The organism is Ralstonia mannitolilytica, from assembly GCF_000954135.1.
GTDB lineage: Bacteria > Pseudomonadota > Gammaproteobacteria > Burkholderiales > Burkholderiaceae > Ralstonia > Ralstonia mannitolilytica.
This window is the reverse complement of record NZ_CP010799.1, coordinates 689,627-711,358: the sequence shown is the minus strand read 5'-3', so window position 1 is coordinate 711,358 and position 21,732 is coordinate 689,627. Positions and strand designations below refer to the sequence as shown.

Annotated in this window: 23 protein-coding genes; 6 read left to right on the top strand and 17 right to left on the bottom strand. The window is 66.9% G+C overall.

Going from position 1 to position 21,732, the window contains the following annotated elements; translation table 11 throughout:
• Nucleotides 1-12: 12 nt before the first annotated feature.
• The 6 genes from TK49_RS03430 to gabT all read right to left on the bottom strand — a co-directional run bounded on the left by TK49_RS03430 (nt 13) and on the right by gabT (nt 7,215).
• Nucleotides 13-699, bottom strand: coding sequence for a tetratricopeptide repeat protein (locus TK49_RS03430; RefSeq protein WP_233902629.1), 687 nt, complete (start codon nt 697-699; stop codon nt 13-15).
• 164 nt (nt 700-863) lie between these two features.
• The gene (gene metW / locus TK49_RS03425) at nt 864-1,496 is read right to left on the bottom strand and encodes a methionine biosynthesis protein MetW (protein ID WP_045785458.1); all 633 of its coding nucleotides are present in this window, start codon (nt 1,494-1,496) and stop codon (nt 864-866) included.
• The gene (metX, locus tag TK49_RS03420; RefSeq protein ID WP_045785457.1) at nt 1,493-2,716 is read right to left on the bottom strand and encodes a homoserine O-succinyltransferase MetX; all 1,224 of its coding nucleotides are present in this window, start codon (nt 2,714-2,716) and stop codon (nt 1,493-1,495) included. Before metX ends, metW begins: the two co-directional genes overlap by 4 nt.
• Before the next feature lie 210 nt (nt 2,717-2,926).
• Complete coding sequence (gabP, locus tag TK49_RS03415) at nt 2,927-4,339, bottom strand: GABA permease (protein WP_045785456.1); 1,413 nt, start codon at nt 4,337-4,339, stop codon at nt 2,927-2,929.
• A gap of 97 nt (nt 4,340-4,436) precedes the next feature.
• Nucleotides 4,437-5,930 (bottom strand): NAD-dependent succinate-semialdehyde dehydrogenase, encoded by a 1,494-nt coding sequence (locus TK49_RS03410; protein ID WP_045785455.1) that lies wholly within the window; start codon nt 5,928-5,930, stop codon nt 4,437-4,439.
• A gap of 4 nt (nt 5,931-5,934) precedes the next feature.
• Nucleotides 5,935-7,215, bottom strand: a complete 1,281-nt coding sequence (gene gabT, locus TK49_RS03405) for a 4-aminobutyrate--2-oxoglutarate transaminase (protein WP_045785454.1) — start codon at nt 7,213-7,215, stop codon at nt 5,935-5,937.
• Between the two features lie 159 nt (nt 7,216-7,374).
• Here gabT and pdxR point away from each other — a divergent pair, with 159 nt between their 5' ends.
• Nucleotides 7,375-8,874 carry a MocR-like pyridoxine biosynthesis transcription factor PdxR gene (gene pdxR, locus TK49_RS03400; protein WP_045787723.1) on the top strand — a complete coding sequence of 500 codons (1,500 nt, stop codon included), beginning with the start codon at nt 7,375-7,377 and terminating at the stop codon, nt 8,872-8,874.
• A gap of 63 nt (nt 8,875-8,937) precedes the next feature.
• Here the strand turns inward: pdxR and slmA are convergent, their stop codons facing one another.
• Genes slmA through argB form a run of 3 tightly spaced genes read right to left on the bottom strand, consistent with a single transcriptional unit; the run spans nt 8,938 to nt 11,441 of the window.
• Nucleotides 8,938-9,588: a nucleoid occlusion factor SlmA gene (slmA, locus tag TK49_RS03395; RefSeq protein WP_045785453.1), complete on the bottom strand. Its 651-nt coding sequence runs from the start codon at nt 9,586-9,588 to the stop codon at nt 8,938-8,940.
• 48 nt (nt 9,589-9,636) lie between these two features.
• Entirely contained in the window at nt 9,637-10,512 is an 876-nt protein-coding gene (locus tag TK49_RS03390) for a pyrimidine 5'-nucleotidase (RefSeq protein ID WP_045785452.1), read from the bottom strand.
• On the bottom strand, nt 10,512-11,441 hold the full coding sequence (gene argB / locus TK49_RS03385; RefSeq protein ID WP_045785451.1) for an acetylglutamate kinase: 930 nt from the start codon (nt 11,439-11,441) through the stop codon (nt 10,512-10,514). The genes TK49_RS03390 and argB overlap by 1 nt, the downstream gene beginning before the upstream one ends.
• Nucleotides 11,442-11,606: 165 nt before the next feature.
• On the opposite strand from argB, the gene TK49_RS03380 reads away from it, so the two are divergent.
• The 3 genes from TK49_RS03380 to TK49_RS03370 are packed head-to-tail and all read left to right on the top strand — an operon-like array spanning nt 11,607 to nt 12,628.
• Nucleotides 11,607-12,200, top strand: coding sequence for a sigma-70 family RNA polymerase sigma factor (locus TK49_RS03380; protein WP_045785450.1), 594 nt, complete (start codon nt 11,607-11,609; stop codon nt 12,198-12,200).
• A gap of 30 nt (nt 12,201-12,230) precedes the next feature.
• A complete protein-coding gene (locus TK49_RS03375; RefSeq protein ID WP_373994659.1) occupies nt 12,231-12,422 on the top strand; it encodes a zf-HC2 domain-containing protein in 192 nt (63 codons plus the stop codon).
• Nucleotides 12,422-12,628 (top strand): cysteine-rich CWC family protein, encoded by a 207-nt coding sequence (locus TK49_RS03370; protein ID WP_045785448.1) that lies wholly within the window; start codon nt 12,422-12,424, stop codon nt 12,626-12,628. The genes TK49_RS03375 and TK49_RS03370 overlap by 1 nt, the downstream gene beginning before the upstream one ends.
• A 1-nt stretch (nt 12,629) precedes the next feature.
• Here TK49_RS03370 and TK49_RS03365 read toward each other — a convergent pair whose 3' ends face one another.
• Together TK49_RS03365 and TK49_RS03360 are read right to left on the bottom strand one after the other, a co-directional pair.
• Complete coding sequence (locus TK49_RS03365) at nt 12,630-12,848, bottom strand: hypothetical protein (protein ID WP_045787722.1); 219 nt, start codon at nt 12,846-12,848, stop codon at nt 12,630-12,632.
• A gap of 54 nt (nt 12,849-12,902) precedes the next feature.
• A complete protein-coding gene (locus TK49_RS03360; RefSeq protein WP_045787721.1) occupies nt 12,903-13,403 on the bottom strand; it encodes a copper chaperone PCu(A)C in 501 nt (166 codons plus the stop codon).
• A 143-nt stretch (nt 13,404-13,546) separates the two neighbouring features.
• Between TK49_RS03360 and TK49_RS03355 the strand changes: the two genes are divergently transcribed.
• Entirely contained in the window at nt 13,547-14,893 is a 1,347-nt protein-coding gene (locus TK49_RS03355) for an ATP-binding protein (protein ID WP_045785447.1), read from the top strand.
• A 31-nt stretch (nt 14,894-14,924) separates the two neighbouring features.
• Nucleotides 14,925-15,503, top strand: coding sequence for a response regulator transcription factor (locus tag TK49_RS03350; protein WP_045785446.1), 579 nt, complete (start codon nt 14,925-14,927; stop codon nt 15,501-15,503).
• A 17-nt stretch (nt 15,504-15,520) separates the two neighbouring features.
• On the opposite strand, the gene TK49_RS03345 is transcribed toward TK49_RS03350, so the two are convergent.
• The 6 genes from TK49_RS03345 to zigA form a co-directional block, all read right to left on the bottom strand.
• Nucleotides 15,521-15,724 (bottom strand): CsbD family protein, encoded by a 204-nt coding sequence (locus TK49_RS03345; RefSeq protein ID WP_045785445.1) that lies wholly within the window; start codon nt 15,722-15,724, stop codon nt 15,521-15,523.
• A 78-nt stretch (nt 15,725-15,802) separates the two neighbouring features.
• Nucleotides 15,803-16,417 (bottom strand): HlyD family secretion protein, encoded by a 615-nt coding sequence (locus TK49_RS03340; RefSeq protein ID WP_045785444.1) that lies wholly within the window; start codon nt 16,415-16,417, stop codon nt 15,803-15,805.
• A gap of 206 nt (nt 16,418-16,623) precedes the next feature.
• On the bottom strand, nt 16,624-17,955 hold the full coding sequence (gene hslU, locus TK49_RS03335; RefSeq protein ID WP_045785443.1) for an ATP-dependent protease ATPase subunit HslU: 1,332 nt from the start codon (nt 17,953-17,955) through the stop codon (nt 16,624-16,626).
• A gap of 27 nt (nt 17,956-17,982) precedes the next feature.
• The gene (gene hslV, locus TK49_RS03330; RefSeq protein ID WP_045785442.1) at nt 17,983-18,519 is read right to left on the bottom strand and encodes an ATP-dependent protease subunit HslV; all 537 of its coding nucleotides are present in this window, start codon (nt 18,517-18,519) and stop codon (nt 17,983-17,985) included.
• A gap of 141 nt (nt 18,520-18,660) precedes the next feature.
• Nucleotides 18,661-20,253, bottom strand: coding sequence for an ABC transporter substrate-binding protein (locus TK49_RS03325; protein ID WP_045785441.1), 1,593 nt, complete (start codon nt 20,251-20,253; stop codon nt 18,661-18,663).
• A gap of 100 nt (nt 20,254-20,353) precedes the next feature.
• Nucleotides 20,354-21,661: a zinc metallochaperone GTPase ZigA gene (zigA, locus tag TK49_RS03320; RefSeq protein WP_045785440.1), complete on the bottom strand. Its 1,308-nt coding sequence runs from the start codon at nt 21,659-21,661 to the stop codon at nt 20,354-20,356.
• Between the last annotated feature and the right edge of the window lie 71 nt (nt 21,662-21,732).

Genomic DNA, 21,732 nt, shown 5'->3' with positions numbered 1-21,732 from the left:
TTCATCAGCGCGCTACATCGATGGACGCGCCGGCGCAGGCGGGTCGCCATGCTTGGCGCGGTACGTTTTCTCCACCAGCTCGCGCAGCTTGGCCAGCGCGCCCACGTCGCCCTGGGCGGCCGCCTTGCCGTACCAGTTCTTCGCCTGTTCGATGTCCTGCGGCACCACGCCCGGTTCGCCGCGCTCGTAGTAGCTGCCCACGATGTACTGCGACGGCCCGTCGCCGGCCTCAGCCGCTTTCCTGTACCAGGTGAACGCGCGCTTGTAATCGCGCGGCACGCCCCGGCCGGTGAAGTAGTTGGTGGCCAGGGCGCGCTGCGCCTCGATGTGCCCTCCGGTGGCGGCGCGTTCATACCACTTGTTGGCTTCTTCCAGCGAGCGCGGGACCAGCTCGCCGCGTTCGAACAATTCACCGTACGCGAACTGCGCGTGCGTCATCTGGTTGTCGGCGGCGCGGCGCAACCATTTGACGGCCTCGTCGGGCCGCGCGACGGTGCCTTCGCCGCGCATCAGCATCATCGCGTAGTTGAACTGCGCGAGGCGGTTGCCGCGCTGCGCCGCTTCGGCAAACTCGTCGAAGGCGTGGCCGAAGTCGTTCTGCTCGTAGTGCGCGATGGCAATCTGGGTGAGGGCGGCGGCATCGGCCTGCGCATCCTTTGGCGATGGCGTGCCCGATGCCAAGGCCATCGCCGTGCCCATCGCCAGCCCCAGCACCGCATGCAGCAGGCGCGGACTTCTGCGCCGGATCTGTCTGCTCATCGCGCGCTCCTCACCGGAAGAAGGGCCCAGTGTAGCGCGCCCGCTCAGGGCATGCGGCGGCCTCGGCGAGCGGCCGCATCGCAGCCGCCTGGATGCCGCGGCAATCAGCCCGCGCGCACCCGGTACACCGCCACGCTCCCGCGCCAGTTGGCGCCCCAGCGCACGACGTTCCCTTCGTGCAGCACCACGCGATCCAGGATCACCAGCCCCACCTTGGGTGCCAGCGCTTCGAAGTCGCGGATGGTCAGCACGCGCACGTTGGGCGTGTCGTACCACTCGTAGGGGAGCGATTCCGACACCGGCATGCGCCCGCGGAAGATCGACAGCCGGTGCGGCCAGTAGCCGAAGTTCGGGAACGACACGATGCACTCGCGTCCCACGCGCAGCATCTCGCGCAGCACCTGTGCCGTGTTGTGGATGGTCTGCAGGGTCTGCGAGAGGATGACCGTGTCGAAGCTCTTGTCCTCGAACAGCGCCAGGCCGCCCTCCAGGTTCTGCTGGATCACATGCACGCCCTTCTGCGTGGCGGCGAGCACACCGGCGTCGTCGATCTCGATGCCATAGGCCAGCACGTCGAGTTCCTGCTGCAGCACGCTCAGCAGGCTGCCATCGGCACAGCCGAGGTCGAGCACCGTCGAGCGCGGCTCGATCCAGCGCGCGATGGCGCGAAAGTCGGCGCGGTCGGCCAGGATGTTGGGCACCGGCGCGTGCGTCGTGTTCAGCGTTTGCGTGCTCATACGCCGATCTCCTGGGCGATGCGTTCGTAATAGGCGCGCACCAGCGCGTGGTAGCGCGCGTCTTCGAGCAGGAAGGCGTCGTGGCCGTGCGGCGCGTCGATTTCGCCGTACGTTACGGGGCGCTTGTTGTCGAGCAGCGCCTTGACCAGCTCGCGGCTGCGCGCGGGGGCAAAGCGCCAGTCGGTCATGAAGCTGATGACGAGGTAGCTGGCCTTGGTATGGGCGACGGCCTTGGTCAGATCGCCGCCGTACGCCAATGCCGGGTCGAAGTAATCGAGCGCGCGCGTGATCAGCAGGTACGTGTTGGCGTCGAAGTACTCGGCAAACTTGTCGCCCTGGTAGCGCAGGTAGCTCTCGACCTGGAATTCGACATCGAACGAGAAGCGGATGTCTTCGGCCTTGAGCTCGCGGCCGAACTTGGCCGCCATGTCTTCGTCCGACAGATACGTGATGTGGCCGATCATGCGCGCCACGCGCAGGCCGCGCTTGGGCTTGACGTTGTGGGCGTAGTAGTCGCCGCCGTGGAAATCCGGGTCGGAGAGGATCGCGCTGCGCGCCACCTCATTGAACGCGATGTTCTGCGCGGACAGCTTCGGCGTCGATGCCACCACCACGCAGTGCCGCAGGCGGTCCGGATACATCAGGCTCCACGCCAGCGCCTGCATGCCGCCGAGGCTGCCGCCCATGACGGCCGCGAACTGCTGGATGCCGAAGCGGTCGGCGACGCGCGCCTGGGCATTGACCCAATCCTCCACCGTCACCACGGGAAAGCGCGCGCCATACGGCTGGCCGGTTTCCGGGTGCGGGCTCATCGGGCCCGTGGAGCCGAAGCACGAGCCGAGGTTGTTCACCCCGATGACGAAAAAGCGGTTGGTATCGACCGGCTTGCCTGGGCCGACCATGTTGTCCCACCAGCCGACCTCGCCTTCGGCATGCACACCCGCCACGTGGTGCGACGCATTGAGCGCGTGGCAGATGAGCACGGCGTTGGACCGCTCCGCGTTGAGCGTGCCGTAGGTCTCGACCATGAGGTCGTAGCCGCTGATCTGCGAGCCGTTGCGCAACTGCAGCGGCTCGGCAAAGTGCATGCGCTCGGGCACGACCAGGCCCAGCGCATTGGCTGCCTTGCCTGTCTGGGCCGTGGAAGCCGGCCGGATATCGGTACTGACCGCAGCCACGGTGTCGGCGGCAGCGGTGGGATCAGCCTGGGTGTCTGTCATGGCGCCAAAGAAAAAACCCGACCGGCAACGCTGTTCACGCAACCAATCGGGTTCTCTCGTGGCGCACGCCGGGCGGACGCCCAGCGTTCTGACCGAACCTCTTTAGCCGCATTTGTAATGAGAGCCCACGACCACATTCGTGTGGCGAAGACTCCCGCGCGCCCGCAAGCCAGTCGTCAAATCGGCGCGCCAGAGGTTGGGGATTATAGATCAGACCGCGGACGATGTGACGCGCGGCTGGGCGCGCGCGCCGGCGGCCTCCGGTGCGGCCATCCGCGCACGGCGGTTCAGCCACGCGGCCGCCACGATCAGCAACGCCAGCAACGCCGTCGCCCCTACTTCCATGCGGTGGCCCGGCAGCATCAGCATGGCGATCAGCACCCCGCAGATGAACAGGATGACAGCCCATGTCAGCCACGGAAACAGCCACATGCGCAGCGGGAGATCCACACGCGACGCGCCCAGCGCGGCCCGCATGCGCAGCTGCGAGACCGCGATGACGAGGTAGACCAGCAGTGCAATCGCGCCGGATGTCGCCAGCAGGAAGGCAAACACCTGCTCGGGCATCACGTAATTGGCGATGACGGTGGCAAACCCGAACGCGGTCGACGCCAGTACGGCGGCGCGCGGCGTGCCGTTGGCGTCGGTGCGGCGCAGGGCGGCCGGCGCGTCGCCGCGCACCGACAGCGAGAACACCATGCGCGATGCCGTGTACAGCGCCGAGTTCAGGCAGCTCGCCACCGACACCAGCACGATCACGTCGACGATCGCCTTGGCATGCGGCACGCCGATCAACTCCAGCGCCCTCTGGTACGAACCGTGTGCGGCGAGCAGCGGATCGTTCCACGCAACGAGCGAGGTCACCACGAAGATGGAGCCGAGATAGAACAGGCAGATGCGCCAGATGACCGAACGCGTGGCCCGCACGATCTGCCGGGCCGGATCCGCCGATTCCGCCGCCGCAATGGTGACGATCTCGGTGCCGAGAAACGTGAACATGGTCGTCAGCAACGCGGCCAGCACGGCGCCGAACCCGTTCGGCATGAAGCCCCCGGCATCGAACAACCGGGCCGCGCCCGACACCCCCGAGCCCGGCAGCCAGCCCAGCACGGCCGCGCCGCCCACCGCCAGAAAGACGACGATGGCCACCACCTTGATGAGCGCAAACCAGAATTCGAACTCGCCGTAGTTCTTGACAGAGAACAGATTGGTGAGCGTGAGCACGAAGGTCACGCCCAACGCCCACACCCAGGTGGCGACGCCCGGAAACCATGTGTTGAGGATCAACGCCGCCGCAGTCGCCTCGATCGGGATGACGAGCACCCAGAACCACCAGTACAGCCAGCCGATGGTGAAGCCCGCCCAATGCCCGATGGCGCGGTCGGCATAGGTGGAAAACGAACCGGTGTCCGGATGCGCGACGGCCATCTCGCCAAGCATGCGCATCACCAGCACGACGAGCAAGCCGGCGATGCCGTACGCGATGATGGCGGCCGGCCCCGCCTTGGCGATCGCATGCCCCGAGCCGACGAACAACCCCGCACCGATCACGCCCGCAATCGAGAGCATGGTCACGTGGCGCGGCTTGAGGCCCGAGCTCAGGCCTGTCTTGGATCCTGTCATGTCTCTTCCTTGTTGCTTTCCATCCCCCGGATGGCGAAAACGACGACGGCCGGATTCTGGTGTCCGGCCTGTCGTCAGGTGCGCAGCGTACGGTGGTTCAACCGAGCCCGGCCATGTTGATGTACTTGATCTCGAGGTATTCGTCGATGCCGTACTTGGAGCCTTCGCGCCCCAGGCCCGATTGCTTGACGCCGCCGAACGGCGCCTCGGCCGTCGAGATCAGCCCGGTGTTGACGCCCACCATCCCCGACTCCAGCGCTTCCGACACGCGCCAGGCGCGGCCCAGGTCGCGCGTGTAGAAGTACGCGGCCAGGCCGAATTCGGTGTCGTTGGCCGCGGCCACGGCTTCGTCTTCCGTATCGAACGGGATCAGCGCCGCCAGCGGGCCGAAGGTTTCCTCATGCGCGAGCAGCATGCCGGGTTTCGCATCGACCACGACGGTCGGCTCGAAGAACGCACCGCCCTGGGCAGACAATGCGTGCGGCTTGCCGCCCACCAGCACGCGCGCGCCCTGCGATAGGGCGTCGTCGAGATGCTGCTGCACCTTCTCCATCGCGCGCTTGTGGATCAGCGGGCCTTGCTGCACGCCAGGCTCGGTGCCGTTGCCGACGCGCAGCGCACGCACGGCATCGGCCAGCTTGGTGGCAAACGTATCGTAAATGCCGCGCTGTACATAGAAGCGGTTCGCGCACACGCACGTCTGGCCGGCGTTGCGGTACTTGGCGACCATCGCGCCTTCCACGGCGGCGTCGACGTCCGCATCGTCGAACACGATGAACGGCGCGTTGCCGCCGAGCTCCAGCGACAGCTTCTTGATGTCGTCGGCGCATTGGCGCATCAGCAGGCGGCCAACGGCGGTGGAGCCCGTGAAGCTCAGCTTGCGCACGATCGGATTGGAGGTCAGCTCACCGCCAATCCCCTGCGAGTCGCCGGTGACAACCGACAGCAAGCCGCTCGGCACGCCGGCGCGCGCGGCCAGCTCCGCAAACGCGAGCGCGGAGTAGGGCGTCTCCAACGCGGGCTTGACCACCATCGAGCAGCCGGCGGCGAGCGCCGGGCCGACCTTGCGCGTCAGCATGGCAATGGGAAAGTTCCACGGCGTGATGGCCGCGCTCACGCCGATCGGCTCCTTCTGCACGACGATGCGGCGATCGCCCTGCGGCGACGGGATCGTGTCGCCATAGATCCGGCGCGCCTCTTCGGCAAACCATTCGATGAACGAGGCGGCGTAGGCGATCTCGCCTGCCGCCTCGGGCAGCGGCTTGCCCTGTTCGGCCGTGAGGATGGCGGCCAGGTCCTGCTGGTGCTCCATCATCAGGTCGGCCAGCTTGCGCAGGATGCGGGCGCGGTCGCGCGCGCTGACCTTGCGCCATGCGCGCTGCGCGACTTGCGCGGCCGCGATGGCGCGGCGCGTTTCTGCGGCGCCCATCGCAGGCACGGTGCCGATGGTGCGGCCGGTGGCCGGGTCGGTGACATCGCGCGTGCCGCCGTCATCCGCATCGGCCCACGCGCCGGCGAGAAACGCCTGCGTGCGCCACAGGCCCGGGTCTTTCAATGCAATCGGTGCGCCCGGCAGATCGGTGCGGGTCATGGTTTCAGCCCTCCAGTGCGCGTTGCAGGATGGCAAGGCCCTCTTCGAATACCGCGTCTTCAATCGTGAGCGGGAACAGGAAGCGGATCACGTTGCCGTACACGCCGCACGACAGCAGGAGCAGGCCGGCTTCGAGCGCCCGTTGCTGCACGAGCTTGGTGAAGTCGGCGTCGGGCTTGCCGTCCGGCGTATTGAACTCGACAGCAACCATCGCACCCACGCCGCGCACTTCGGCGATGCGCGGCTGCTTGGATTTCGCAGCGTTGAGCGCATCGACCAAGCGGGCTCCCAGCGCGGCGGAGCGCTCGCAGAGCTTCTCGTCGGCAATGATGTCGAGCACGGCATGTGCGGCCGCCACCGCCAGCGGGTTGCCGGCATACGTGCCGCCGAGGCCGCCGGGGGCGGGGGCGTCCATGATCTCGGCGCGGCCGGTGACGGCGGACAGCGGCAGGCCGCCGGCCAGGCCCTTGGCCATTGTCATCAGGTCCGGCAGCACGCCCGTGTGCTCCATGGCGAACAGCTTGCCGGTGCGCGCAAAGCCGGTCTGCACTTCGTCGGCGATCATCACGATGCCATGCTCGTCGCACAGCGCGCGGATGGCGCGCACGAAATCGGCCGGCATCTGGTAGAAGCCGCCTTCGCCCTGCACCGGCTCGAAGATGATGGCCGCCACCTGGTGCGGGTCGATATCGGCCTTGAACAGGCGCTGGATCGCGTCGAGCGCATCCTGCGTGGTCACCCCGTGCAGCGCGACCGGTGCCGGTACGTGATAAATGCTGCCGGGGAACGGCCCGAAGCCCGTCTTGTAGGGCACCACCTTGCCGGTGAGCGACATGCCCATGAACGTGCGGCCGTGGAACGCGCCCGTGAGCGCGATCACGCCCGGACGGCCCGTGTGGGCGCGGGCGATCTTGATGGCGTTTTCGACGGCCTCGGCGCCGGTGGTGAAGAACGCGGTCTTCTTGGCATGCGAGCCCGGCGTGATCGTGTTCAGGCGTTCGGCCAGTTCGACGTAGGAGCCGTACGGCACGATCTGGTAGGCGGTGTGCGTGAAGTGGTCGAGCTGCTCACGCACGGCCTGCACCAGGCGCGGATGACGGTGCCCCGTGTTGACCACGGCAATGCCGGCCGCAAAGTCGATGTAGCGTCGGCCTTCCACGTCCCAGAACACGGCATTCTCGGCGCGTTCGGCGTAGCGGTCGGTCATCACACCAACGCCGCGCGGCGTGGCGGCCAGGCGGCGGGCATTCCATTGGGCGTTCTGTTGCGGGTCTCGGGCGTTCATGGCAGTCGGATGCTTGGGTCAAGAAAGATGCAGTGCGAGCCAGTGTGGCGTCATTGGCTCTGTACAATAAGACCCAATCATGTTTTTCTGATGGAGCCATTTTCAGCATCCGGCTCCCCATTCCGCATGGCCGACCATTCCCCTGCCCACCGCGCCAGCATGCTGGTCGACTATCTCCAGCGCCGCTTCGATCGCGCCGACCCCGGCGGCGAGCCTGACCACCGTCGCCTGTACCGCGTGCTGCAGGAAGGCATCCTGCGCGACGAGCTGCAGCCCGGCACGCGCCTGCCGTCGTCGCGGCAGCTGGCGGCGGAACTGGGCATCGCGCGCAACACCGTGATCCACGTGTACGAACAGCTCGGCGTGGAGGGCTACGTCTCGGCAGGCGTGGGCAGCGGCACGTTCGTCGCCGACACCGCGCCGGACCGGCTCGACACGCCGCCCGCACCCGCCGCGGTGGCCTCCCCCATCACCGAAGCCGCCACGCCGTCGGCGCCGATGCTCTCTGCACGCGGCCGCGCCCTGGTGCGCGATGCCGGCGCCAGTTCGCGCCAATGGGGGGCCTTCATGCCCGGGGTGCCGGAGGTGCGGATGTTTCCGGCACGCATCTGGTCGCGGCTGCACAACCGCCTGCTGCGCAAGCCGTCGCCGGCGCTGCTGACGTATCCGGTCGGCGCCGGCTATCTGCCGCTGCGCACGGCGCTGGCCGACTACCTGCGCACCGCGCGCGGCGTGCGCTGCGAGCCCGAGCAGATCATCATCACCGCGGGCATCCATCCATCACTCCAGCTCATCGCGCAATTGCTGTGCGACGCCGGTGACAGTGCGTGGATCGAAGAGCCGGGCTACTGGGGCGTGCGCAGCGTGCTCACCGCTGCGGGCGTGCGCACGGTGCCGCTGCCGGTGGACGACGAAGGCATGCGCTTCGACATCCCCACGCGCGGACGCCAGCGCAGCAAGCCGCCCAAGCTCATGGTGGTTTCGCCCTCGCACCAATATCCACTTGGCTCGGTGATGAGCCTGGCGCGACGCCGCGCGCTGCTCGCCACCGCACACGCCACCGACGCATGGATCGTCGAAGACGACTACGACAGCGAATTCCGCTACGGCAGCCGGCCGCTGCCGTCATTGCAAGGGCTGGACGAAGGCGGGCGCGTCCTTTACATGGGCACGTTCTCGAAAGTGCTGTTCCCCAGCTTGCGGATCGGCTATCTGGTCGTGCCGCCGACGCTGGCAGATGCGTTTGCGACGGGCTTGTCCGAGATGTTCCGGGGCGGCCAGATCCTCACGCAGGCGGTGCTGGCGGACTTCATTGCCGAAGGGCACTTCGTCTCGCACATCCGGCGCATGCGCGGCGTGTATGCGGAGCGGCGCGAGACGCTGCTAGGCGCCATCGCGCAGGAATTCGGGGACACGCTGCCCGTGCATGACGGCGCGTCGGGGCTGCATCTCGTCCTCGGCTTGCCGGCCGGCACCGACGACGTGGCCGTGGCCGAATGCGCGCTCGCCAACGATGTCGTCACGCGGCCGCTCTCTCGCTATTACCAGGACGATGCGCGCCGGCAGCCCGGCCTGCTGCTCGGGTACGGCCACGTGGAGACCGAGGCCATCGCGGCGCGGTTCCATACGCTGGCGCAGGCCATCCGCACCGCCGGCTGAACGCGGGCGCCCATGAAAAAAGCCCCGAGGTTCGGGGCCTTGGCGGGTGCGTGCGTTGGCCGGTCAGCTCAACAGGACCCGCAGCTGCGCATCGGCGCCGTCCACCGGCGACTTGCGGAACCCGCTCTTGGCATACCGGTGCCAGCGCCCGAGCACCGCACAAACGATCAGGTTCGCACGCGAAGCGATATCGGTATCGGCCGGCCAGGCGCCTTGCGTGACAGCCATGCGCAGGCTCTGCTTGAGCGAGGCCTCGATGCGGTCCAGGCACTGCGCCATGCGCTCGGGCAGGCGCTCGTCTTCCCCGACCAGCGCGTCGCCGACCAGCACGCGTGTCATGCCGGGGTTCTTGTCGGCAAACGAGAGCAGCATGTGCGCAATCGCATGGGCCTGGCGCAGGCCGTGTTCCTCGCGCAGCGTGATCTGGTTGATGAGACCGAAGACGGTCTGCTCGATGAACTCGATCAGCCCTTCGTACATCTGCGCCTTGCTTGCGAAATGGCGATACAGCGCCGCTTCCGACACATCGAGCTTGGCGGCAAGCCCCGCCGTGGTGATCTTTTCGCCACGCGGATGCTCGAGCATGCCGGCCAGCGTCTGCAGAATCTGCACGCGGCGCTCGCCCGGCCGGGGGCGCTTGCGTGCGCGTGGTGCTTCCATCGCGGCTTCCGCGACCGGCTCGGCGGTCGGAAACTCCGTGTGCGCGTTGCTCATGACTTCCTGGCCCCTCTCCCGTTCTGACGACGGAGACACCGTCACTGCCTAACCGCGTCGAACAAGCCTTCGTTGTAGTTGAAGCACCGATTTTACTTTCACGCCCACGTAGCCGGGCCGGTTGGCGAACAAAATCGGTGCGGCCGCCGGTGGATGTGGTGAATTTGCACGCGCGCCCATGGCGGCAGCTTGCATTGGATGCAATGCATCGGCGGCGGGAGCCTGCTGGTCGCCAGCAGCAGCCGCGGGCGTGACTTTCCGCAGATAGCCCGTGACCCACACCGTCCTGATCCCGAGGCGCCGGTAGCGCTTGAGGTGGGACAGGGTGTCTTCCACGAGGATGGCGCGCGATGGCGCGATCCGCTCGCGCGCCAGCAGCCGGCGCAGCATCAGCGGATCGGGCTTCGGGCGCAGCCGCCGGTGCACCCACATGTGTTCGACGGCGATCTCGCGCATGAACGCGCGCTTGAGGCCAATATGCCGCACCACCTCGCGCGCGTAGGCGGCCGGCGCATTCGTCAGCAGGATCTTGCGCCCGGGCAGCGCGCGCAGCAGCTGGGCGAGACCGCGCTCGGCGCGCACCATGGCACGCAGGTCGTCAAAGGTATGCGCGTGCGCGAGGAAGTCGGCCGGGTCCACGCCATGATGGCGCACCAGGCCCAGCAACGTGGCGCCGTAGCGCCGCCAGTAGTCGACACGCACCTGGCTGGCGGTGGCCTCGTCGGTGCCGAGGACGCGCGCCATGTAGGCCGTCATCAGCCGATTGATCTGCGGGAAGATCGCGTGCGAGGCGTGGTGGAGGGTGTTGTCGAGGTCGAACAGCCAGACCGGCTGCTGCCTGGGCGCCCCGTGCAGTGGGGAGGGCGCCACCTCGCGTGGCCAGGCGTGCGCGCGGCGCGCCCGGGCCACCCGGGTGGTGTGCATCAGTGCGAGCGGATCATCGTGCCGAACGCCTGTTCGGTCAGGATTTCCAGCAGCAGCGAATGCTCGATGCGGCCATCGACGATGTGCACCGAATTCACGCCGCTCTTGGCCGCATCCAGCGCGGACGAAATCTTCGGCAGCATGCCGCCCGAGATCGTCCCGTCGGCAAACAGCTCGTCGATCTCGCGCGCCGACAGGTCGGTCAGCAGGTTGCCCTGCTTGTCCATCACGCCCGGGATGTTCGTCATCATGACGAGCTTCTCCGCCTTCAGGATCTCGGCCATCTTGCCGGCCACCACGTCCGCGTTGATGTTGTAGGCCTGGCCGTCGTCGGAGAAGCCGATCGGCGAGATGACCGGGATGAACGCGTCGTCCTGCAGCGCCTTGACCACGGCGGGGTTGATCGCCTCGATGTCGCCCACGAAGCCGATGTCGATGAACTGGCCGGGGTTCTCGCGGTCCGGCATCTTCAGCTTGCGGGCGCGGATCAGGCCGCCGTCCTTGCCGGTCAGGCCGACTGCCTGGCCGCCGTACTGGTTGATCAGCATGACGATGTCCTGCTGGACTTCGCCACCGAGCACCCATTCGACCACTTCCATGGTCTGTTCGTCGGTCACGCGCATGCCCTGGATGAAGGTGCCCGTCTTGCCGACCTTCTTCAGCGCTTCGTCGATCTGCGGGCCGCCGCCGTGCACCACCACCGGATTCATGCCGACCAGCTTGAGCAGGATCACATCGCGCGCGAAGCCGTGCTTGAGCTTTTCTTCGGTCATGGCGTTGCCACCGTACTTGATGACGATGGTCTTGCCGTGGAACTTGCGAATGTAAGGCAGCGCCTGCGCGAGAATCTCAGCCTTCAGCGCCGGCGCGATGTGCGCGAGTTCGGGGGCGAGGCCAGCAGGGTCGGGGGCAGCAGCAGAAGCGGTCATGACGGTGACATCCGGTTTGGGCGGGTATGATGGAACGCCGAATGTCGCCTGCAACACATAAAAACGAAGCAGCCCATTTTCGGCAGGCGCGATTTTACAAGAAAAGGCGCTACGGTCTGGCGGCGCACCTTGCGTGCCTGCCGCACCGTTGCAGGCAAAGAACACATGGCCATCACACCCGACCAGCTCGAGGCGCTACGCCCGCACCTGCAGCGCTTTGCACAGCTCCAGTTGCGGGATACGGCACTCGCCGAGGACGTGGTGGCCGACACCCTCCTCGCCGTCCTCGAACACCCCGAGCGCTTTGCCGGCAACGCGTCGCTCAAGACGTACGTGATCGGCATCCTCAAGCACAAGATCGTCGATGCGATCCGCTCCGGCCGGCGCGAAGTGCGCGTCTCGCTGCTTGCCGGAAGCGAGTCGGACGAAGCCGGCATGCGCTCCGACGAAGCCGTCTTCGACACCCTGTTCGCCGCCGACGGCCATTACGTGAGCCCGCCGTCGGACTGGGGCGACCCCGACGCGGCGTTGTCGCGCCGCGAATTCTTCGACGTGCTGCAGATGTGCGTCGATCGCCTGCCCCCGCGGGTGGGCCGCGTCTTCATGATGCGCGAATGGCTGGAGCTCGAAACGGACGAGATCTGTCAGGAATTGCAGATCACGGCGACCAATGCCTGGGCACTGCTCTATCGTGCCCGCATGCGCCTGCGCGAGTGCCTGGACCTGCACTGGTTCGGCCATCAACCGAGCCAGGCCTGACCAAGGACCACCATGCCGAACCGTTGGGGAATGCTGACCTGCAAAGAGGCGCACCGTGTGCTGGTGAGCCGGATGGACCGCGAGCTATCCACCGGCGAGCGGCTGCGGCTGCGCGTGCACCTGATGGCGTGCGACGCATGCACGCGGTTCTCGCAGCAGATGGGGCTGCTGCGCGAGGCCATGCATCGCCTCGGCCAGGACGATGACGGAGCCGCGCGCTGATGACGCCCAACACGGCCTGCGCGATCTGCGGTGCGGAGCTGCGCTGCGGCGCCATCGGCGATGGCACGCGGCCCGACGCGACGTGCTGGTGCATGCACGAGGAAAAGCTGCCCGCCGCCGCGCAGCGGCTCGGTCAGGGCTGCCGATGCCAGCGCTGCCTGCGCGAAGCCATCGCCCAGACGCGCGCAGCGGCCGATTTGCGCTGATTCACGCGTCCTTGCTGTCTTCGTCCAGCGTGCGCAGTGCGCGGCGGACATCGGCCCGGCCACGCTGACGTTCGGCGTGGCCGCTGGCGGTGTGGGCGCCGGCCTTGCGGCCGCGTGCGAGCGGCACCAGGACATTGCGCGGGCGCGCCGTGCCGGCCCGCGTGGAAGGTTCGATGCGAAAGGTCAGTTTCTGGCGAGTGCCAAGCGTCTTGTTGGCCATGGACTCCATTCCCTGCGATCTGCAAGGCCCGCAGCGCCGATCCGCCGGCGGCCCTCAATGTTGATGTTCGCCGCCGTGATCGTGGTGCTTGGCGGGCATGTTGCCTGCGGTGAGGTCGCGCACCTTGGCATCCACCTTCTGCTCGACGATGCGCTTGTCTGCGAGTTCGATCCTGAGCGTGAGCGGCACGGTGGTGTCCTTGACCAGCGGTTGCTTCACGTCCATGAGCATCACGTGATACCCCCCCGGCTTGAGCTGCACGGCCTGGCCCTTGGGCAAGTCCAGCGAGGGCAGCGCGCGCATGCGCATCACGTTGCCTTCCATCTTCATTTCGTGGATTTCAGCCGTGGCGGCCACGGGCGTCGAGACGCCGACCACCTTGGCCCCCTCCGCCGACTGCAGCGTCATGAAAGCGCCGCTGGACGTCTGGCCCGGCACCGTGCCGCGCACCCACGGGTCCTGCACGGTCACCTGCGCAAGCGCTGCCGTACCGGCAAGCAGGCCGGCGGCCAGCACCGCCACACGGGCAGAACAACGGATCGATCGGGACGTCATCATGAAAGCTCCTGTCGAGACTAACGTGCTGCGCATTAAAGCACAGCGCCTCTGCCGTGATAGGTTGCATGCACAATTGTGCGGCCGATTGACGCATCGTCGTCCTGAGAACCGCCGGGTGCGCACGTTTACACTTATTCGCCATGCTTTCCACCCTCTCGCTCGCCGCCCCGCTGATCGACGCGTCCAGTCTACGCCGCCTGTTCTGGCTGCGATGGAGCCTGCTGGGCACGCAACTGATCCTGATGCTGCTCGCGCCGATGGTCTTCGGCGTGCAGCTGCCGGTGGTGCCGCTGCTGAGCGTGATGGGCCTGCACGCGCTGTTCAACGTGCTGACCGGCTGGCGCGTGCGGCGCAACCCGCCCGTGCAGCACATCGAGATCACCGTGCAGCTGCTGGTGGACCTGAGCGCGCTGTCTGCGCTGCTGTACTTCACGGGTGGGGCGACCAACCCGTTCGTCTCGTTCTATCTGCCGGCGCTGGCCATTGCCGCGGCCATGCTGCCGATTGCCCACGTGGTCGGCCTGACGCTCTATGCACTGGCGGCCTACAGCATGATGCTTGGCAACTACATCCCGCTGAAGCTCGCCAACCAGGCCGATGGGGTGGCGTATCACCTCGCTGGGATGTGGATCGATTTCGTGGCGAGCTGCGCCATGATCGCGGGCTTCACGGCCCGCCTGTCCGCGGCGCTGCGCGAGCGCGACGCGCAGTTGACCGAGGCGCGCGAGCGGCTGCTGCGGGAGCAGCGCATCGAAGCACTGATGGCGCAAGGCGCCAGCGTGGCGCACGAGATGGGCACGCCGCTGTCCACGGTAGCCGTCATCACGGGCGAGCTGCAGCACGATGCGAAGCAGCCGAACTCGCCGCTGGCACCCTACCGCGAAGACCTGCGCGCCATCGAGCAGCAGCTCGAACTGTGCCGCGCCGCCCTCGCCCGGCTGCAGCGCAAGGCCAACGACGGCGCGCCGGAACCGCTTGGCCAGTGGCTGCCCGAGTTCACCCAGACGTGGCAACTGCGCCATCCCGATATCCGTCTTCACACTGAGACCTCGCCGGCGGCGCAGGCGGTGGAACTCGACCCGGTGAACGTGGGCCAGATCCTCACCATCCTGCTCGACAATGCGGCGCGCAGCCAGCAGCAGGCCGGCCGCGACCAGGTGCCGCTGCTGCTCACCGCCAGGATCGACGCCACGCCCGATGTCTTGCGCGATGCGCCGCGGCAGATCGTGCTGTCGATCGTCGATACGGGGCTGGGACTGCCCGAAGACCTGCGCACATCGCTGGGCCGTACGCCGGTGCCGAGCCGGCACGGCGGTCATGGCATCGGCCTGTACCTGGCCTCCACCACGGCGCGACGGCTGGGCGGCACCGTGGTGCTGCGCCCGAACCCGCCGCAGGGCGCGATCGCCGAACTGCGGCTGCCGATCGGTGGTCCGAAAGAACACGCAACGGCGCACATCATCGGTGCGCCGACCCTCTTCACATAACGCGACCGTTCCACGCGGCCCGGAGAACGCCATGCAGCAACCCGCCCCCTTCCTCATCCTCGACGATGACGACGTCTTCGCGCAGACACTCGCGCGCGCCCTCACGCGCCGCGGCTTTGCACCGCAGATCGCCCACACGGGCGGCGAAGCGCTGGCGCTGGCGCGCCAGACGCGCTTCGCCTATGTCACCGTCGACCTGCATCTGGCCGCCAGCGACAAGGGCCTGATGCCGCATGGCGGCACCGATTCCGGCCTGCACTGGATCGCCCCGCTGCGCCAGGCGCTGCCCGACGCGCGCATGCTGATCCTGACCGGCTACGCGAGCATCGCGACCGCCGTGCAGGCCGTGAAACTGGGTGCCGATGACTATCTCGCCAAGCCGGCGAACGTGGATTCGATCCTGCTGGCCTTGCAGGTAGGGGTGTCCGAAGCGGTCGCGGAGCAAACGATGGAAAACCCCACACCGCTGTCGGTTGCACGGCTGGAGTGGGAGCACATCCAGCGCGTGCTGGCCGAGCACAACGGCAACATCTCGGCCACCGCGCGCGCACTCAACATGCACCGCCGCACACTGCAGCGCAAGCTGGGCAAGCGCCCGGTGGCCAAGTAGCCGCCGTCGCCGACCGCTCACCAGGTCGTGTCGCGCTCCCACGCCTTGAGTTCGTCTTCGGCGCGCTCCTTGGTGTAGCCGTAGCGCTCCTGGATCTTGCCGGCAAGCTGGTCGCGCTTGCCGCGGATCACGGTCAGGTCATCGTCGGTCAGCTGGCCCCATTTCTCCTTGACCTTGCCCTTGACCTGATCCCATTTACCTTCGACTTGGTCCCAGTTCATCACGTCCTCCGTTTCGGTTGAGACAAGACAGGGGCGGCCTGCGGGCCGCCCGATTGAAAACCGTCGTGCGGCCCAGGCTTACTTCTTGTACTTGGCCGCCACGTCGTTCTGGCACTTCGACTTGGCATCGCCGGACATCGCATCGCAGCGTTCCTTGGCGGCCTTGTAGTTGGCGTCGTTGGTGTCCTTGACGGCATCGCGGCGCGCTTCGCTCACGTCCTTGGCGTTGCCCGTGGCCTTGGCGTGGCTCACCTCTTCGCCGCTCTTGGCGCGCGTGTAGGCTGCCTTGGCGTCCTTCACGCAGGTGTCCTTGTCGTTGCCCTTGAGCGCATCGCACTTCGTCTTGGCGACGTCGTAGTCGGCCTCGGCCTTTTCCTTGGCAGCGTGGTCGCGAGCCGCTTCGGTGCCGTCGCGTTCAGCCTTGGCGTTGGCTTTGGCGACGTTGTAATCGCCCTTGGCCTGCGCGCGGCAGACATCGCGGTCGTTGCCCTTCATCGCGTCGCATTTGTCCTTGGCGGCCTTATAGTTGGCGTCGGCCTGCTTGACGGCGTTGTCGTAGGCCGTGCGTTTGGCATCGTTCGGCGCGGATGCCGTCGCGGGCCCGGTAGGCGCCGGCGTGACCTGAGCATGGGCAATGCCCAACGGAGCGCAGGCAAGCACGCAGCACAGGGCCAGGCGTTGGATCGGTTTCATACGCTTTTCTCCTTGTCGTGGTGTTGGGATCGCGCACGCAAAGTGCGCGGCGCGCATTGTCCTAGCGGCAACATCCATTCAGCAGATAACGGGCCCGAGCGCACCTGGTCTGGCGCAAAGTGTTGTCAGTGCTGGCTTGGCGGCACAAAAGCAAGCGGGCCGCATCGTCTCCGATGCGGCCCGCGAGGGGGCGAGGTTTGTCGCGCTTACAGCACGTAGCGTGAAAGGTCTTCGTTGCCCGACAGTTCACTCAGGCGTTCATCGACGTACGCAGCGTCGATCGTGACGGTCTCGCCCGCGGACTTGTGCGCGTGGAACGACAGGTCTTCGAGCAACCGCTCCATCACCGTGTACAGGCGGCGAGCACCGATGTTCTCGACCTTCTCGTTGACCGAGCATGCAATCTCGGCCAGGCGGTGGATGCCGTCCTCCGCAAAAACGAGGTCCACGCCTTCGGTCTTCATCAGCGCCTGGTATTGCTTGGTGAGGCTCGCATCGGTCTGCGTGAGGATGGCGCGGAAGTCTTCCACCGAGAGCGAATCGAGCTCCACGCGAATCGGGAAACGGCCCTGCAGCTCGGGGATCAGGTCGCTCGGCTTGGACAGATGGAACGCGCCCGACGCGATGAACAGGATGTGATCGGTCTTGATCATTCCGTACTTGGTGTTGACCGTCGTGCCCTCTACCAGCGGCAGCAAATCGCGCTGCACGCCCTGCCGCGACACCTCGCCGCCGCCGTATTCGCTGCGGCTGGCGATCTTGTCGATCTCGTCCAGGAAGACGATGCCGTTCTGCTCGACGTTGGCCACCGCCTTCTGCTTGAGTTCGTCTTCGTTCACGAGCTTGGCGGCCTCTTCGTCGATGAGCAGCCTGAAGGCTTCCTTCACCTTCATCTTGCGGCGGTTCTTCTTGCCCTGGCCAAGGCCCGCGAACATCGAGCGGATCTGCTCGGTCATGTCTTCCATGCCAGGCGGGCCCATGATGTCCATGCTCGGCAGCGCCGCCGACACTTCGAGTTCGATTTCCTTGTCGTCGAGCTGGCCTTCGCGCAGCTTCTTGCGAAAAGCCTGGCGGGCAGCGGAATCCTTCTCTTCCGGCTGCGCAAACCCGATGTCGCGCGGCGGTGGGATGAGCACGTCGAGGATCCGGTCCTCGGCAGCGTCTTCAGCCTTGGCGCGCACCTTCTTCATCTCGGACTCGCGCGTCTGCTTGACGGCCATCTCGGCCAGGTCGCGCACGATGGTGTCGACATCGCGGCCGACGTAACCGACCTCGGTGAACTTGGTCGCCTCGATCTTGATGAACGGCGCGTCGGCCAGCTTGGCCAGGCGGCGGGCGATTTCGGTCTTGCCGACACCGGTCGGCCCGATCATCAGGATGTTCTTGGGCGTGATTTCCTGGCGCAGCGGCTCACCGACCTGCTGGCGGCGCCAGCGGTTGCGCAGCGCCACGGCCACGGCCTTCTTGGCCTTCTGCTGGCCGATGATGTGCTTGTCGAGTTCGGAGACGATCTCCGACGGCGTCATGGTTTCAGACATGGGAATCCTGTGGATGAAGGCGCTCGCTTATTCGAGCGTCTCGATCACGAAATTGGTGTTGGTGTAGATGCACAGCTCGCCGGCGATCTTGAGCGACTTCTGCACCACGTCCCGCGGCGAGAGATCGGTGTTCTCCATCAGCGCCTTGGCGGCCGATTGCGCATAGGCGCCGCCCGAGCCGATTGCGGCGATGCCGCCTTCCGGGTCCAGGACGTCGCCGTTGCCGGTGATGACGAGGGTGGATTCGCGGTCGGCGACGATCAGCATCGCTTCAAGGTGGCGCAAGGCGCGGTCGGTGCGCCAGTCCTTGGCGAGGTCGACCGCCGAGCGCAGCAGGTTGCCCTGGTGCTTCTGCAGCTTCGCTTCGAAGCGGTCGAGCAGGGAGAAGGCGTCGGCGGTGGCACCGGCAAAGCCGACCAGCACCTTGCCGTCGTAGATGGCGCGCACCTTGCGGGCCGAGCCCTTCATCACGATGTTGCCCAGCGTGACTTGGCCGTCGCCGCCGAGTGCGACCTGATTGCCGCGCCGCACGCTGACGATGGTGGTGCCGTGATACTGTTCCATGCGCTTGTTCCTAGGGGTCCGGCTTGGCGCGGCCCCCAGCGGGCCGGCCAAAGAGCTTCATACTTGACGCCAGCCCCCAGGATTTCAAGCCCGATTTCCGTCACGGCGTGCGCTTTTTGTGCGCCGGAAATCGCTTCCCGCTCAATGCCTCACGTCAAAGGCGTACGTGCGCTCATCCAGACGCGGCGTCACCGTGTAACCTTTGCGCGCCGCCCACACGTTGATGTTGAAGTAGAGCGGAATGACGCCGGCGTCGCGCATGCCGATCTCGGTGGCCTCCTGCAGCAGTTTCTCGCGCTTGGCGTCGTCGATGGTCTGCAGCGCCTCGGCCAGCTTGGCGTCGAGCGCCGGATTGGAATAGCGCCCGCGGTTGGAGGCGCCCCAGCCGCGCGCCGGATCATACGTGGCCAGCAGCGCCTTCAGGCTCGAACTGGCCTCGCCCGTATCGGCGCCCCAGCCGGCCTGCAGGAACGAGAAATCGAGCTTGTTGGCCCGCGTGAAGAACGTCGCCGACGGCATCGTCTCCACCTTGGTCGCGATCCCGATGCGCGACAGCATCGCGGCCACCACCTGTGCAACGCGGTCGTCGTTGACGTAGCGGTTGTTGGTGGCATGCAGCGTGATGGCGAAGCCGTCGGGGTAACCGGCCTGGGCCAGCAGCTTCTTGGCCGTGGCCGGATCCGCCGCCGGTGCCTTCAGGCCCGGCACATGCCCGAACAGCGCGCTGTTGACGAGCTGGCCGGTCGGCTCGGCGGCGCCTTCCATCACGCGGTCGACGATGGCCTGGCGCGAGATGGCCAGCGAGATCGCCTGCCGCACACGCGCATCCTTGAGCGGGTTCTTCGGCAGCGGCTTGCCGGCCTTGTCCGTCACGAACGGCGACACGTCGCGGTCCGAATCCATGTGCAGATACATCATCCGGAACACCGGCATCTTGAACAGCGAGACGCTCGGATCGGCGGAGAGCTTCTTGATGTCGGACGTCGGCACGTTTTCGATGACCTGCACATCACCGGCCAGCAGGGCCGCCACGCGCGGCGCGTCGGCGGTCAGGATGCGCAGTGTCACGCGCTGCCACTGCGGCTTCTTGCCCCAGTAGCCGTCGAAGCGCGCCAGCTCCACGCGGTCACCCCGGCTGAACGAGACGAACTTGTACGGCCCCGTGCCGATCATCGCGCGGCCGCTGTTGAAGTCGTCGGAGCTGGCTTTCTCGGCCGCCTTCTTCGACACGATATAGATCGTCGACAGGTCGTTCGGCACCAGCGGGTACGGGCCGTTGGTGGTGATGCGCACGGTCAGCTTGTCGACCGCCGTCACGTCCTTGAAGCCGCGCGTGTAGATCGTGTACGGCGATGGGCTGTTCTTGATGGTGGCGGGGCGCGCCAGCGAATAGACGACATCGGCCGAGGTGAACTCGCTGCCGTCATGGAAATGCACGCCGGGGCGCAGCTTGACCTCCCATACCGTATCGTCCACGGCCTTCCACGAGGTGGCGAGGCCCGGCTTCAGACGCATCTTCTCGTCCTTGGCGATCAGCGTCTCGAACATGTGCTCGGCGACGTTCGCGTTCGGCGTGACGTTATGGAAATGCGGATCGAGCGACGTGATATCGCCCGACAGCCCGACCACCAGCGTGGAAGCGGGCTGGGCATGCCCCGCAACCGGCGCAAGCGCCGTGGCCAAGGACAGCGCAGCAACCACACCCGCAGCGCGCAGCAGACGCAGAACCGGCATGACGAATCTCCCATTGTTTCGTGACGGAAACAGCCCGTGGGGGATTGTCGGGATCGGACGACGCCGGTGTCAACGTCGGCGAAGCGGGGTACTCGCGTGCTCAGTCGTGGTGCCCGCACTCGCAGTCGTCACCATGGTGGTGATCGTGGTCGTCGCTGCCGTCTTCGTCGTCGTGGTCGTCGAAGGCCCACGCCGGGAACGGATCGGGCAGCGCGGCCCACGCATCCGGGCCGGCCGCCATTTCGGCGTCGGTCAGCAGGCAGGCATCGAGTTGCGCGACGAGCGCGGCTTCGTCCAGGTCCGTGCCGATGAAGACGAGCTCCTGGCGGCGGTCACCCCACGGCGCGGGCGCACCGTTGTCGTGCAGCTTGTCCATGATGTCAGCGCGGGCTTCTTCCTCGTCGGGCCATTCGACCTCGTCGACGGCGGCCCACCACGCGCCCGCGCCGCCGTGGCGCATCACGCCGCCGGCCTGGCCCCAGCTTCCGGCGATGTCCATGCGCGACGCCAGCCAGAAATAGCCCTTCGAGCGCAGCACGCGGCCATGCTCGCGCAGCCATTCGGTGTGCATCAGGTCCCACAGACGCTGCGGGTGGAACGGCACGCGGCGGCGATACACGAAGCTGCGGATGCCCAGCGCTTCGGTCTCGGGCACATGCTCGCCGCGCAGTTCGGCCAGCCACGCGGGCGCAGCGGCCGCGGCATCGAAGTCGAACCGGTGCGTGTTGAGGATGGCATCGAGCGGCACCTTGCCGAACGATGCTGGCACGATGCGCGCCCGCGGGTTCAGCGAATGCAGGATGGCCGCCAGGCGATCGCGCTGGGCATCACTCACCAGGTCGATCTTGTTGAGGACGATCACGTCGCAGAATTCGACCTGCTCGATGAGCAGGTCGACCACGGTGCGGTCGTCGTCTTCATCGCGGGCCTGACCGCGATCGGCCAGGAAGTCGGCCGCATCGTAGTCGGCCAGAAAATGCTGGGCATCGACCACCGTGACCATCGTGTCCAGGCGCGCGAGGTCGGACAGCACGTCGCCTTGCGCGTCCTCGAAGGTGAAGGTCTCGGCGATCGGGAGCGGCTCGGCCACACCGGTGGATTCGATGAGCAGGTAGTCGAACCGGTCTTCGCGCGCGAGGCGGGCCACCTCGTCGAGCAGGTCTTCGCGCAGCGTGCAGCAGATGCAGCCGTTGGACAGCTCGACCATGCGCTCATCGGTGCGCGAGAGCTGCGCGCTGGTCGCGGTGCCGTCACCGACGAGCTGGGCGTCGATGTTGACGTCGGACAGGTCGTTGACGATCACGGCCACACGCTTGCCCTCGCGGTTGGCGAGCACGTGGTTGAGCAGCGTGGTCTTGCCGGCGCCGAGGAAGCCGGACAGCACGGTAACGGGAAGCGGACGGGGCATGATCGAAGGCCTGCAAAAGCAAACAGCCCGGCTGGCTACCGGGCTGCGAACTGGAAAACCACTGCGGCGGG